Raw genomic sequence first — 12,710 nt, 5'->3', positions numbered from 1 at the left:
AGCATTTTCTGTGCCACTAAATTAATTATTTTCTATAGTCGTGATGTTGATGACTATCAGCAGCTTGCGCCGTATACTAACCACTGTTTATGCACTTTTAAATGGATGTAACATGCAGTATTTGCCAATTTTTATGGATGTAGATGATAAGAACGTACTGGTTGTCGGTGGCGGCGAAGTGGCGAGTCGAAAAGTTGACTTGTTATTGAGTGCGGGCGCGAAGGTCACGGTTTTGTCTCCGCGTTTAAATGATACCCTGCAACGCTATCGTGATGCTGCCAAAATTACGGCAATCATCGACGGTTACAACAGCAATTACTTGGACGATGGTTTAAGTCGTTATGTGATGGTATGGGTGACAACCGACAACACTGCGTTGAATAAGCAAGTATGGCAAGACTGCTGTGAACGTAACTTATTAGTTAACGTTGCTGACCAGCAAGAGTTATGTGAATTTATTACCCCTTCTATAATCGACCGTTCACCGTTACAAATCGCAATTTCCAGTGGTGGCACTGCGCCCGTCTTGATCCGTTATTTACGTGAAAAGCTGGAAGCTTTATTGCCGGAAACACTGGGATTACTTGGTGCATTCTCTGGTGAGCAACGTGATCGGGTAAAACAACAATTTAGCAGCGTGACAGAACGCCGCCGTTTTTGGGAACGCTTCTTCAGCTCTAAAGCGGTTGCACTAGCCACTGATAAAGTGCAATTACAACAAGAATTTGATCTGCAATTAGCGACACCTGAAGGTGATGTTGACGGCGATGTTTACTTAATTCAATTACCTGATGAAACGGATTTATTACGTTTAAGAGCCCTGCGTTTGATGCAACAAGCCGATGTGATCTTATACGTTGCAGATGGTCATGACAGCATGGCTGACTTTATTGAGTTATGCCGTCGTGATGCCGAACGTTATCCGATATTGAGTGCTGATTTTGCTACGCAAGCGCAAACGCGTCAGCAGCAAGGTGAGCGTGTGTGTTTGTTGATTAATGACAGCGCACAGTTTAACACTCTCACTAATACGCTTAATGCGGTGAGTGTTATCGCTTAATCGTTATCGCTTAATTAATGTAGGACAGACGTTAGATGTATTCAGGATTTTTGATTGTCATCGTGCCCTTAGTATTGGGCTACTTTGTTGCGTTAACGCAACAGAAACATATTCATTGGGTCAACGTATCCACCAGTAAAATGGTCTACGTGATCTTATTCTTGATGGGCATTAGTTTGTCGCATCTGGATAATTTTGCGCAAAATATTCAGAACATAGGTTTATACAGTTTTACTGTGTTGGCGTGTGTATCTGCTGCCAATTTATTGGCCTTGTGGGGGCTAGATAAACGCTTATCGAAAACAGTCGAAGGTGAGGGCGAGACATTAAGTAAATGGCACCTTATTTTAGAATCGGTGCAGTTAATCTTTGTGATTGCGGCTGGCTTCATTATCGGGCTATTTGTGTCGCCAGAGCTGATTGATATTGATACCATCACCGAAGGTGCGTTGGTATTGTTATTACTCTTTATTGGTTGCCAACTGCGTAACAGTGGTATGAAGTTACGGGAAATATTACTCAATAGCTGGGGCATTAAGATTGCGCTAGTGATGATGACGAGTTCTTGGGTTGGTGGTTTATTAGCGGCGTTTTTGCTGGATATACCGTTAAGCAATGGCTTGGCATTGGCATCTGGTTTTGGTTGGTATTCGTTATCCGGTATTTTGATCACCGATGGTTTGTCGCCGGTATTTGGCGGCGCGGCATTTATTATTGATTTAGGCCGTGAGCTGGTGGCTATTTTAATTATTCCATCACTGATTCGGTTACATCCATCAACCGCGATTGGTTATGCTGGTGCTACGGCAATGGACTTCACGCTACCGATGATCCAAAAGTCTGGTGGTAATGGTTATGTTCCGTTGGCAATTGTCAGTGGCTTTATATTAAGCCTCGCGTCACCGTTATTTATTAGTTTGTTCTTGGCGCTCTAATGACAGGCTATTCGCTATTTAAATAGTAAATTTAAATAGCGAATAGCAAAAAGGGGGGATGTTGTCATACAGCATCCCCCCTTTGCTTTTTATTTTGTTTTTATTCTACGGTCTATTTTTACTTTCTATATTAGCTAATTTTACCTTCGACTAATAACTGACGGATCAGCGGGGCACAGATAAGCTCCATCGCCAGCGCCATTTTACCGCCGGGTACGACGAGGGTATTGATACCAGAAATGAACGAGCCATCGATCATGGTTAGTAGATAAGGGAAATCAATATTCTTCACGCTTTGGAAACGGATCACCACCAAACTTTCGTCCAGAGTTGGGATCGTGGTCGCACTAAATGGGTTCGAGGTATCAACCAGCGGTACGCGCTGAAAGTTAATGTGGGTGCGTGAAAACTGTGGGGTAATGAAATTAATGTAATCATCCATCGAGCGGACTATCGAATCTGTTACCGCTTCACGAGAATGACCACGGTCTTCAGTGTCACGCACTAACTTTTGGATCCATTCCAAGTTAACAATAGGTACCATGCCGATCAGCAGATCAACATGTTTCGCAACGTCATTGTCTTTGGTTGCGACACCGCCGTGTAGACCTTCGTAAAATAAGATATCGGTGCCAGCATCGATTTCTTGCCAAGGGGTAAAGGTACCCGGCATTAAGTTATACGGTACTGCTTCATCAAAGGTATGCAGGTAACGACGGTATTTACCGGTGCCATCACGACCATAGTCTTGAAAGAAGTTTTCCAGTAACTCAAAATCATTGGCTTCAGGGCCAAAATAGCTGATATGTCGACCTTGTTCACGGGCTTTACGGATCGCTACATCCATTTCAGGACGGGTATAGCGATGAAAACTGTCGCCTTCAATAAAAGAGGCTTTGATGTTTTCTTGGCTGAACATGTGAGCAAAGGCCAAGCTAGTGGTAGAAGTACCGGCGCCTGATGAACCTGTCACAGCAATAATAGGATGTTTTGCTGACATTGTATCGACCAACTAGTTGAGTTTAAGGGATGAGTGCTATGTTATACGAGTTAAATGAACGGAGATCAAGTATAAAATTCACACAATTATTGTGGGTTTTTAAGAACTTCGCTCTTTGGTAAAATGTTCACACTGTCATGTAATTCAGAGTAAACGATGACCACATCACCGGTCTCAAGTTGTTTAGTTACCTGGCAGACTTTCTCTGACATCGACATCTCAAGGGTGCCATAATCAGTACCTTCTCGTAACACGAAGTGTTCTATAAGGGTATTTAGTGTATCTTTATCTAATTGCTTATAGGGAATGATCATAATTGCGCTCTGCAGTGTGGTTACCAATAATTAGCACAATATTAACATATATTTAAGTATCACATTTAAGCATTATATTAATCATCACGGCATAAACAGTGGAAGAACATGAACTATTCAGCAATTTGGTCAATCGGGTTACTTGCGGGCGCGTTAATGATGCCTGCTCAAGCAACCAGCGAGCTTGATAATGTTATCAGTAGCAAGCAACAATCACAGGAACAAGCACTGTACACGCAAAATAACATTGCTGAATTAGATGAAAAAACCACTGCAACCGTGGCTGAGTACCGCGGCTTATTACGTGAAAATGCAGTGCTAACGGCCTATACCGATCAGCTTGAAAAACAAGTGGCGCAACAGCAGCAGTTATTAATCAGTTTAGAGAATAACATGGCGAGCGTGCGTGAAACGCGGATGGAATTGACGCCATTAATGCAACAGATGGTGCAAGTGCTGACCTTGTTTGTTGATCAAGATATTCCGTTCTTATGGCAAGAGCGTCAATTACGTTTAGCAGAGCTTAATCGCTTGTTAGATAACCCTAATATTAGTGTAGCCGATAAATACCGCCGTATCTTAGAAGCTTATCAAATCGAAACTGAATACGGTGATACCATCGAAACATGGCAAGCCCAATTACCGTTAAGTGATGCCGACAAAACAGTGCAACTTATCCGTGTTGGCCGCGTCGCCTTATATTATCTGACCCCCGATCATAACAGTGCGGGTTATTGGGATAACAGCAGCCGCACTTGGTTAACGTTGTCAGAAACGTGGTTAGCGAAAGTGCAGCAAGTTTATGCCGTAGCCGATAATAAAACGGTACCGACATTATTAGCACTACCTTTATTAGAAGCTGCGCATTCTACTGCAACAGTTAAATCGCAGGAGGGGTTATAATGGCTATTGAGACTATGACCAACACGCCTATCAAGAAGAACATATCGACTCGTTTTAATGCCGTGATTATGATGGCGATGAGTTTATTGATGTTCAATGTTAATGCCACGCCATTAGATGATCTGTTAAAACAAGTGCAGCAAAGCAATGTCGCGGAAACGCAAATAGACAACGCCGCGTTAACCCGTTTTAAAGCAAATCTTGCAACGCAAAAATCCAACTTAGCCAAACAAGCTAAACGTAACCAAGTCTTGCAACAAAAAATGACTCAGTTACAGGATTCGATTGCGGCCAACAACAAACTGATTTTAGCCAAGCGTAAACTCGCCAACAGTGAAAAATCGGATCTGGATAAAGTATTCAGTGAATTTCGGGGTGCCAGTCAAGATCTGCGTGGGCAATTAAATAAAAGCCCATTAAGCGTGATGCTACCAGGGCGTTCAATTCAATTATCACCTTACAGTGAAGCCAATTATGAACCGGATTTAGCGGCGATTAAAAATTTATGGTTATTGTTTACCGAGCAAATGGTGGCAAGCAGTAAAGTCACTACCGCAGATATACCAGTAACAATGGCGGATGGCAGTAAAGAAACGTTAGCTGCTACCCAAATCGCCGGTTTTACTGCGTTTACCGCGCAAGGACCATTACTGTATCAACCTGCGAGTGAAAGCTATCAATTATTACCGTCAAACTCGGCGGATATTAGCGCGCGCATTGCTGGGTTCTCACAACCACAAGATGGTTTTGTTAGTACCTTAATCGATCCCTCTGCGGGTGGTTTACTGCAACGTGCGACACAAGAACGCGTGTGGTGGCAGATATTTTCTGACGCCGGTATTATTGGTTTTATTATTGTTGCCGTCGGCGTGATCGGCATGGCTATCGGTTTATGCCGTTTATTGGCGCTATCTCGTGAAGCCAAGCAAATCAAATTTCAAAAGCAGAACTTAAATAAACTTACTGACAATTCACTCGGCCGTATTATTGGCGTTGCCGATCGTCACGAGCAAAGTAATGTAGATGAACTCGCGCGTTTTATTGATGAAGCTATTTTGGCGGAATTACCTGAATGTCGCAAAGGCTTAGGCTCGTTGGCAGTTCTAGCAACCATCGCACCTTTATTGGGGTTGTTAGGCACAGTAGCGGGGATGATTGAGACTTTCCAAGCTATCACCGCTTACGGCAATAGCGACCCACAAGTATTATCCAGCGGTATTTCTCAAGCCTTGTTAACCACTAAATTTGGTTTGATTGCGGCAGTGCCATTGATGTTATTACACAGTTTATTAACCAGTAAAAGTGACAGCATAGTGCATGTAATCGAACATCAAAGTGCGGGGTTATTGGCACAACGTCAGCAACGTCTTAATTTATGTGCCAATGAATTGCAGTCAGCACAAGTGGTTACTCATCAGCAACAAACGGCAGGTAACTCATAATTATGCCTGCGTTTATTGAATTCCTTGGTAATGCATCGCTGATCTTCTGGGTCATCATGCTGCTGTCGGTGGTGATGTGGTGGACGATCGCCCGTTGTTATTTACAGTATGGTTGGCAATATCCGGCGCTCTGTAAGCATTACCAAGCGGAATGGGCACAGTGGCAAGATCAATCGCACTTATTGGCAGTGGCGGTGCGTGATGGTTTTATTTCTGAATTACAAAGTCAGCTCACGCGTAAACTTATTTTTATTAAAACCTTAACAGGGGTATTACCGCTTTTAGGATTACTCGGTACGGTGGATGGCATGATTGATAATTTCTCGGTATTGTCTGACAGCCTCGGGGTATCAGAGCTGTTTAGCAGTGGTATTGCCCAAGCATTATTAACCACATTAGCGGGATTAGTGACGGGTTTATCGGGGTTGTTTTTTTGTCACAGTTTGCATAAACGCGCGAACTTGCTGACCTTGGACTTAGCACAAAAATTAGTTGTGAAAGGAATTTAAATGAGAACTCGATTTAGTCGCAATAACAGTGACGCGCTTACTGTCGATTTAACGCCGATGATTGATATGGTGTTCATTTTACTTATCTTCTTTTTGGTTACTGCATCGTTTAACAAGATGAATGCCATTGATATTCAACGTCCTGATGGCGCTACTAACGATATGCAAGGTGCGGTGAGTTTAGTGGTGTCTATCGATGCTGAAAACGGTGTGTGGATCGAAGGTGAACCGGTTGATATTCGGAAATTACGTAGCCGAGTTAAAACCTTAAGTGGCGATCATACCTCAGTGATGTTGAATGCTGATCGCAGTGTCGATACCGGCCGTTTAATTGAAGTCTTGGATCAAGTCAGATTAGCAGGGGTGGACAATGTTGCAGTCGCAACCGCGAGGCAGTAAGGGTCATTGGCTGCTGGCGTTTGGGTTGGCGGTCGTGGTTAATGTTAGTTTAGCGAGATTAATTTTTTCGTTAACGGTTGGCAGCAATAAACCCCTAGTACAAGATCCTATCTCGATCGATTTTCGTCAGTTCACTGATTCAAGTGTTGAAGAACAGGAAATTAGTCCTGAGCTAGAAGTGATCCCAGAGCCAAAGCCACAGCAAGAAATGGTGACATTACCACAACCTGTGCAGCCGACATTTGATGTCAGTAATATTAATTTAAACAGCAGTATTACCTTGCCTGCGTTAGCGGTGCCGACCTTTGATGTATCACCGCAACTGATCTATGTAACTAATCATATTCAACCACAGGCCGATGCTACCCCTATTGCTGTCGCAAATGTCGAGCAAGCCACAATTGGTGAGCCTGAAATTGGTTTTGCTAAAGTATTACGTAAAACCAACCCGCAATATCCGTACAAAGCCAAACGTCTAAAAATTGAAGGTTATGTGCTGTTACATGTCTTGATTAATGATGAAGGCCGCAGTGAAGAGATCAAGATCATCGAAGAAAGCCCTCGTGGTTATTTCGGTAAAGTGTCGCGTAAATCAGTGCGTCGCTGGCAGTTTGAAAAAGCCCCTGTAGGCACGGAAGTCTGGAAAAAATGGAGAATGGTCTTTGAACTTAACTAGAATGAAGCAGGGTAGTTCATCGCGGTTGTCAGGGGCTGTGTTGGGCTCAATATTGCTATCGGGGATATTGTTTTTCTCCATACTGTTGTCGATGCCATTGGTGCAAGCGAAGCAAGTACCAGCCTCTGTTTATAGCCGTTATATCACCTTAACTACTGCGTTTACGAAGATGTCAGCACAGGACGATAAGCAAAAGAAAGCCAAGGCGGAAGCGAATAAAATTTTAACCAAGGGTATTGCTGAATTTTATCAACAGCAACTTGAGCATTCGACTGAACGGCAATTGCTGGCGAGTAATTTACACCTGCAAGTGTTGTTGGGTAAACAAGATTATAAGGAGAGCTACCAAGTCGTCACTCGGCTATTAAGTTTACCGTTAGCACTTGAACAGCAACTGACATTCCAACAATTAGCTGCGCAGCTAGCTGCAAGCGCAAATAAAACCCCAAACACTAAATCATGGGCATTAGTAACTCAGCATCTTAATGCTTGGTTTTCGCTGGTGGATAAGCTTGATGATAAACAGCGTGAAACTTACAAGATCAGCAAGGATCAACAAGCCAGTAATGCCGCGTTATTAGCCCAAGGGTATTATTTACAAGATAAGTTAACCGCTGCTTTAGCGCCGTCAAAACGTGCTTATAAGTTAGCGCCGAAAAAAGAATCTTACCTGCAATTGTTATTAGCGTTATTACAGCGCTTAGAGAACACCAAGCAACTTAATAAACACCTGCAAATAGCGGTAGTCGACTTCCCTCAATCAAAAGATTATTGGGAGCGTTTGGCGTATAGCTACCTTAGTTTAGAACAGAATAAAGCCGCGTTATCGACATTGGCGATCACCCGCAATCAAGGGTTGCTTACCGCACAAGGTTATCGGGTATTAGCGTCGTTATATTTACAACAGCAGCAACCGAGATTAGCGGCTGATGTTTATCTTGAAGGCGCAGAGAAAAAATTATTATTACTAGATTTGGCTTATTTCAAAGGTTTGAGTAATGCATGGTTAATGGCACGTGAACGCAGTAAAGCGCTGGATGTGTTAGCCCAAGCTGAACGTGCAGGGATCATGTTAGCCAAACACGAACAACAGCAAGCGCAGTTATTGTATTTAGAAGCGCGCTGGTCGGAAGCTGAATTAGCATATGCTGATTTGTTGCAAGGCACTGATTTATTACAAGATACGGATGTTAAAACTGCGGATGAAAAGACGTTATTAAAAACCGATAAATGGCGTTTTTTATTAGCAGTTATTCAGGTTGAACAAGGTAAAAAAGCCCAAGCGAAAGATAATTTACTGCTGTTACAGACCAAGCAATATCAAGGTTACAGTAAGGGGTGGTTAGGGCAGTTGTAGTCAAGTATAGTAATCGATATATGACTAATATCATGCGTGAATAGATAAAGGCTAAACATGAAAATCAGACCCGAAATAAAATCAGATATTAACGCGATTGCAGCGTTAACCTACACGGCATTTGAAAACCATCCTCATCATGAAGTCGGTGCTAAACCGACAGAGCATTTGATCGTGAATAACTTGCGTGACAGTGGCGCGCTGACCCTATCTCTGGTTGCCGAAGACGAAACGGGCATCATAGGTCATATTGCATTTTCTCCAGTACAAATAGCGGGTATTGATTGTGCATGGTTTGGACTTGGTCCTGTCTCTGTGATTCCATGGCAGCAAGGTAAAGGCATTGGCGGTAAGTTAATTAACGCAGGTTTAGATATATTAAAAGTACAATATGCAGAAGGTATTGTGCTGCTTGGTGAGCCTGAATATTACGGCAGATTTGGTTTTAAAGCTCACCCAAATTTGACATTGGCTGATGTGCCTGCGGAATACTTTTTAATAAAATTATTATGTGAAAATAATGCTGACATCCCCGCCGGTGAAGTAAATTATCATCCGTCATTTGCCTAGTATTGGTTAGCGCGGGATGACTAAATAGCCTCTATAGTTAAAGGATAAAAGATATGTAGAGGCTGTAGTAATGAAGTTATCCAATATAGTTCAGCGCGGTTGGGACGCCGTTGCCGCTGGTGATTTAGATTCCTTAATCACCGATTACACGGATGATATGACATTTGTAATGCCGGGACAGGCGGATATTATCAGGGGGCGGCAGACGTTTCGTGCTGCGTTAAATAATCTGGGTGGCATACTTCCTCCCGGTTTTGAGATCACTGAACTACGTCAGACTGAAGGCGAAAATGAAGTTGTCTCAATCGTTGAATGGAAAGCCGATAAGGTCGAGTCCTCGCAATTATCTGTGTTGTTCAGATTTGAAGGCGATAAAATTTATGAGGAGCGCTGGTTCGTTGACACTGAACAATGGAAAAGTTTATTCTGAGTATTAAGTCAGGTAATTATTTGAAGCGGCTATTGCTGGATTATGTAGGTTAGTGAAGAGGTGGTCGAAATAGGTAAAAATAAATAGAGGCTGATATAACATCAACCTCTATTCACAATATCGCTTAAGCTTGTTCGCTTGCTTCAATCATTTCTTCAAGCTGTTCGTTCAATTCCATCCATGTGGTTTCAGCTTCTTCAATCGCCACAACAAACTTCGCTTGATCGCTTAATGCGGTTTTTAGCTTGGCTTTGTTTTGCTCTTCATAAATGCTGGTTTCACTGAGTTGGGTTTCAACGGCTGTTAACTTGTCACCTAAAGTTTCCAGCTGCTTGTCGAGCTTTTCAATGTGCTTGCGTACAGGCTGCGTTATTTTACGTAATTCAGCGGCTTTACGTTTTTGATCTTTCTTACCTTGCGCACTGTTGACGCTGGTATTAATCACTTGCGTTGCTTGTTTCTCAACTTTTTGCTGTTCCGATAACCAGTTATGGTAATCATCTAAGTCGCCGTCAAATGGTAATACCTTTTTATCGTGCACCAAGTACAGCTCATCAGTCGTAGAGCGTAATAAGTGACGATCATGGGATACGACAATCATCGCGCCTTCGAAGCCTTGTAGGGCAACTGACAGCGCGTGACGCATTTCCAAATCCAAGTGGTTGGTTGGTTCATCAAGGAGTAACAGGTTCGGTTTTTGCCATACGATCAACGCTAATACCAAACGCGCTTTTTCACCACCGGAGAATGGACGCACAATATCTAATGCTTTTTCTCCGATGAAACCAAAGCCGCCTAAGAATTTACGCAGTTCTAATTCTGTTTTGTCGGGAGCAAGACGCACCATGTGTTGTAAGGGCGTCTCGTCCAAACGTAAGAATTCTAATTGGTGCTGGGCAAAGTAACCGACTTTTGAATTCGGATTAACTTCTAACGAGCCTTTTAGTGGCATCATTTCAGCAGACAACAATTTAATTAATGTTGATTTACCTGCGCCGTTACGACCCAATAAACCAATACGGCTGCCAGGGACTAGATTTAACTTAATGTTATCAAGAATCAGGGTGTCGCCATAACCTGCACACACATTTTCCATTGTTAACAACGGCATTGGCAGCGCATCAGGTTCTAAGAAACGAAAGCTAAATTGTGAATCAGCATTAGCCGCTGAAATAAGCTCCATACGTTCCATCGCTTTAATACGACTTTGCGCTTGTTTGGCTTTTGATGCTTTATAACGGAAACGGTCAATATAGCTTTGCATGTGGGCAACTTCACGCTGTTGCTTTTCAAACATAGATTGTTGTTGAGATAGTTTTTCAGCACGTTGTTTTTCGAATGAGGTGTAGTCACCTGTGTATTCGTTGAGCTTTTGGTCTTCAACGTGAATGATCTTGGTAATAATAGCATCGAGGAAATCGCGATCATGCGAGATCAGCATTAAGGTGCCGTCATACTGTTTTAACCATTTCTCTAACCAGATAACCGCATCCAAATCCAAGTGGTTGGTTGGTTCATCGAGGAGTAATAAGTCAGAACGACACAATAGCGCCTGTGCTAAGTTTAAACGCATACGCCAACCACCCGAGAAACTCTGTACCGGTAGTTGTTGTTTGTCTTCGCTAAAACCTAAACCAGATAACAATTCAGAACAGCGGGCGTTAATGCCGTAAGCACCAATCGCGTCTAGCTTGCCGTGAATTTCAGCAATTTTGTTGCCGTTATCGACAGCTTCAGCTTGTGCAAGATCCGCTTCTAATTGACGGAATTCAATATCACCATCTAACACGTAATCATGGGCGCTGCGATCGAGTGCAGGGGTTTCCTGTTTCACACTCGATACTTGCCAACCCGTTGGATAGGTTAGGCTACCGTTATCCAAACTAATTTCATGGCGGATCAGGGCAAATAGACTGGATTTACCACAGCCGTTCTTACCGACTAAACCAACCTTTTGACCTGGGTTGATTTTGGCACTGGTATTCGTAATAAGCGGCTTGCCGCCACGCAGAAGTTCAATATCGCTAGCTATGATCATATGAGGGCTATTAGTAACTATAATTGCGGCGATTTTAGCGGATTTACGCCCATTTTAAAATGTTAAACTTTGAAATTTGTACTAAGAATAAAGTACACTCTCAGTTAAACGATGCTAATGGCTTAGTCAAACGATGCTAATAGACTTAATATCAGTTTATTAAATCAGCTTGTTGAGCATGCTTAAGCTCGTGAACAGACTAGGAGGTTGCAGTGGTTGAACGGAAGAAAAGACGCTTTGTCGCCGGCGCTAAGTGCCCGACGTGCAATGAAATAGATGTGATCCAGCTATTTCAAGTGAATGGGGTAGAAACAATTGAATGTGTCAGTTGTGGCTATACTCAAGCGCAAGCAGAAGGAGAGGTGAATACCGCCACCCGCGATTTTGAACAGATGATAGGGGTCTTTAAGCAAGACTAATAATGACCTTGCTTAAAGAAAACTGTAATAGTTAATTTAGAAATAGAGAATAAATATGTTTATTGAAGCAAACTCAGTTGTAGTACTACACTTCGCAGTAACAGATGATAAAGGTGAACTTATCGATGATACGCGTGATTCATCACCACTAGAATTCTTAATGGGTTCTGGTTACCTTGTTCCTGGTCTTGAAGCTGAGCTTGAAGGTCTTAAAGTAGGTGACGATTTTGACGTTAAAGTTGAACCTGAACAAGGTTACGGCATCTACGATCCTGAGCTAGTACAAGAAGTACCTGCTGAGTTATTCGAAGGCGTTGAAGGCGTTGAACCTGGTATGGCATTCAGTGCTGACACCGATGCGGGTCACCGTACTGTTATCGTAACAGCTGTTGAAGACGACATTATTGTTGTTGATGCAAACCACCCATTTGCAGGTCGTACACTGCAATTCAATGGTGAAGTTATTGGCATGCGTGAAGCGACTGAAGAAGAATTAGAACATGGTCACATCCATGGCGCTGATGGCTGTGGTCATGACCACGGACACGATCACGACCATGATCATGAAGGTGGCTGTTGTGGTTCTGAAGAACCAAAAGAAGAGAAAAAAGACGGTTGCTGCGGCGGCGGTTGTCACTAGTCTTTAGTGCTCAATGAC

At 42.9% G+C, this 12,710-nt stretch carries 15 protein-coding genes; 12 read left to right on the top strand and 3 right to left on the bottom strand.

Features of this window, described 5'->3' with window-relative positions:
• Nucleotides 1-112: 112 nt before the first annotated feature.
• Together CXF93_RS19095 and CXF93_RS19090 are read left to right on the top strand one after the other, a co-directional pair.
• Nucleotides 113-1,060: a bifunctional precorrin-2 dehydrogenase/sirohydrochlorin ferrochelatase gene (locus CXF93_RS19095; RefSeq protein WP_101064103.1), complete on the top strand. Its 948-nt coding sequence runs from the start codon at nucleotides 113-115 to the stop codon at nucleotides 1,058-1,060.
• Nucleotides 1,061-1,095: 35 nt separating this feature from the next.
• Entirely contained in the window at nucleotides 1,096-1,995 is a 900-nt protein-coding gene (locus tag CXF93_RS19090) for a lysine exporter LysO family protein (protein ID WP_101064102.1), read from the top strand.
• A 130-nt stretch (nucleotides 1,996-2,125) separates the two neighbouring features.
• Here the strand turns inward: CXF93_RS19090 and CXF93_RS19085 are convergent, their stop codons facing one another.
• Together CXF93_RS19085 and CXF93_RS19080 are read right to left on the bottom strand one after the other, a co-directional pair.
• A complete protein-coding gene (locus CXF93_RS19085; protein ID WP_101064101.1) occupies nucleotides 2,126-2,995 on the bottom strand; it encodes a phosphoribulokinase in 870 nt (289 codons plus the stop codon).
• An 86-nt stretch (nucleotides 2,996-3,081) separates the two neighbouring features.
• Nucleotides 3,082-3,309, bottom strand: coding sequence for a YheU family protein (locus tag CXF93_RS19080; protein ID WP_101064100.1), 228 nt, complete (start codon nucleotides 3,307-3,309; stop codon nucleotides 3,082-3,084).
• Nucleotides 3,310-3,417: 108 nt separating this feature from the next.
• On the opposite strand from CXF93_RS19080, the gene CXF93_RS19075 reads away from it, so the two are divergent.
• From CXF93_RS19075 to CXF93_RS19040, 8 genes are all read left to right on the top strand, one after another.
• Complete coding sequence (locus CXF93_RS19075; RefSeq protein ID WP_101064099.1) at nucleotides 3,418-4,212, top strand: DUF3450 domain-containing protein; 795 nt, start codon at nucleotides 3,418-3,420, stop codon at nucleotides 4,210-4,212.
• Entirely contained in the window at nucleotides 4,212-5,654 is a 1,443-nt protein-coding gene (locus CXF93_RS19070; RefSeq protein WP_232784263.1) for a MotA/TolQ/ExbB proton channel family protein, read from the top strand. The genes CXF93_RS19075 and CXF93_RS19070 overlap by 1 nt, the downstream gene beginning before the upstream one ends.
• A gap of 2 nt (nucleotides 5,655-5,656) precedes the next feature.
• Entirely contained in the window at nucleotides 5,657-6,163 is a 507-nt protein-coding gene (locus CXF93_RS19065) for a MotA/TolQ/ExbB proton channel family protein (RefSeq protein ID WP_101064098.1), read from the top strand.
• On the top strand, nucleotides 6,164-6,562 hold the full coding sequence (locus tag CXF93_RS19060) for a biopolymer transporter ExbD (RefSeq protein ID WP_101064097.1): 399 nt from the start codon (nucleotides 6,164-6,166) through the stop codon (nucleotides 6,560-6,562).
• Nucleotides 6,534-7,238 carry an energy transducer TonB gene (locus tag CXF93_RS19055; RefSeq protein WP_101064096.1) on the top strand — a complete coding sequence of 235 codons (705 nt, stop codon included), beginning with the start codon at nucleotides 6,534-6,536 and terminating at the stop codon, nucleotides 7,236-7,238. Before CXF93_RS19060 ends, CXF93_RS19055 begins: the two co-directional genes overlap by 29 nt.
• On the top strand, nucleotides 7,225-8,595 hold the full coding sequence (locus tag CXF93_RS19050; RefSeq protein ID WP_101064095.1) for a hypothetical protein: 1,371 nt from the start codon (nucleotides 7,225-7,227) through the stop codon (nucleotides 8,593-8,595). The genes CXF93_RS19055 and CXF93_RS19050 overlap by 14 nt, the downstream gene beginning before the upstream one ends.
• A 57-nt stretch (nucleotides 8,596-8,652) precedes the next feature.
• Nucleotides 8,653-9,165: a GNAT family N-acetyltransferase gene (locus CXF93_RS19045; protein ID WP_101064094.1), complete on the top strand. Its 513-nt coding sequence runs from the start codon at nucleotides 8,653-8,655 to the stop codon at nucleotides 9,163-9,165.
• 70 nt (nucleotides 9,166-9,235) lie between these two features.
• Nucleotides 9,236-9,595 carry a nuclear transport factor 2 family protein gene (locus CXF93_RS19040; RefSeq protein ID WP_101064093.1) on the top strand — a complete coding sequence of 120 codons (360 nt, stop codon included), beginning with the start codon at nucleotides 9,236-9,238 and terminating at the stop codon, nucleotides 9,593-9,595.
• 124 nt (nucleotides 9,596-9,719) lie between these two features.
• Here CXF93_RS19040 and CXF93_RS19035 read toward each other — a convergent pair whose 3' ends face one another.
• Nucleotides 9,720-11,633 (bottom strand): ABC transporter ATP-binding protein, encoded by a 1,914-nt coding sequence (locus CXF93_RS19035; RefSeq protein ID WP_101064092.1) that lies wholly within the window; start codon nucleotides 11,631-11,633, stop codon nucleotides 9,720-9,722.
• 212 nt (nucleotides 11,634-11,845) lie between these two features.
• On the opposite strand from CXF93_RS19035, the gene CXF93_RS19030 reads away from it, so the two are divergent.
• Both CXF93_RS19030 and slyD read left to right on the top strand, forming a co-directional pair.
• Complete coding sequence (locus tag CXF93_RS19030; RefSeq protein ID WP_017222587.1) at nucleotides 11,846-12,052, top strand: YheV family putative zinc ribbon protein; 207 nt, start codon at nucleotides 11,846-11,848, stop codon at nucleotides 12,050-12,052.
• 55 nt (nucleotides 12,053-12,107) lie between these two features.
• The gene (slyD, locus tag CXF93_RS19025; RefSeq protein ID WP_101064091.1) at nucleotides 12,108-12,692 is read left to right on the top strand and encodes a peptidylprolyl isomerase; all 585 of its coding nucleotides are present in this window, start codon (nucleotides 12,108-12,110) and stop codon (nucleotides 12,690-12,692) included.
• Nucleotides 12,693-12,710: the final 18 nt, after the last annotated feature.

It is taken from the genome of Moritella sp. Urea-trap-13, from assembly GCF_002836355.1.
Taxonomy (GTDB): Bacteria; Pseudomonadota; Gammaproteobacteria; order Enterobacterales; family Moritellaceae; genus Moritella.
Note: the sequence above shows the minus strand (reverse complement) of the source record. Positions and strands in the feature narration are given on the sequence as shown.

Coding starts and splice junctions, on each gene's coding strand:
- CXF93_RS19080 (WP_101064100.1), bottom strand. CDS start 3,309: ATGATCATTCCCTATAAGCAATTAGATAAAGATACACTAAATACCCTT.
- CXF93_RS19085 (WP_101064101.1), bottom strand. CDS start 2,995: ATGTCAGCAAAACATCCTATTATTGCTGTGACAGGTTCATCAGGCGCC.
- CXF93_RS19040 (WP_101064093.1), top strand. CDS start 9,236: ATGAAGTTATCCAATATAGTTCAGCGCGGTTGGGACGCCGTTGCCGCT.
- CXF93_RS19060 (WP_101064097.1), top strand. CDS start 6,164: ATGAGAACTCGATTTAGTCGCAATAACAGTGACGCGCTTACTGTCGAT.
- CXF93_RS19070 (WP_232784263.1), top strand. CDS start 4,212: ATGGCTATTGAGACTATGACCAACACGCCTATCAAGAAGAACATATCG.
- CXF93_RS19095 (WP_101064103.1), top strand. CDS start 113: ATGCAGTATTTGCCAATTTTTATGGATGTAGATGATAAGAACGTACTG.
- CXF93_RS19075 (WP_101064099.1), top strand. CDS start 3,418: ATGAACTATTCAGCAATTTGGTCAATCGGGTTACTTGCGGGCGCGTTA.
- CXF93_RS19055 (WP_101064096.1), top strand. CDS start 6,534: ATGTTGCAGTCGCAACCGCGAGGCAGTAAGGGTCATTGGCTGCTGGCG.
- CXF93_RS19045 (WP_101064094.1), top strand. CDS start 8,653: ATGAAAATCAGACCCGAAATAAAATCAGATATTAACGCGATTGCAGCG.
- slyD (WP_101064091.1), top strand. CDS start 12,108: ATGTTTATTGAAGCAAACTCAGTTGTAGTACTACACTTCGCAGTAACA.
- CXF93_RS19065 (WP_101064098.1), top strand. CDS start 5,657: ATGCCTGCGTTTATTGAATTCCTTGGTAATGCATCGCTGATCTTCTGG.
- CXF93_RS19090 (WP_101064102.1), top strand. CDS start 1,096: ATGTATTCAGGATTTTTGATTGTCATCGTGCCCTTAGTATTGGGCTAC.
- CXF93_RS19035 (WP_101064092.1), bottom strand. CDS start 11,633: ATGATCATAGCTAGCGATATTGAACTTCTGCGTGGCGGCAAGCCGCTT.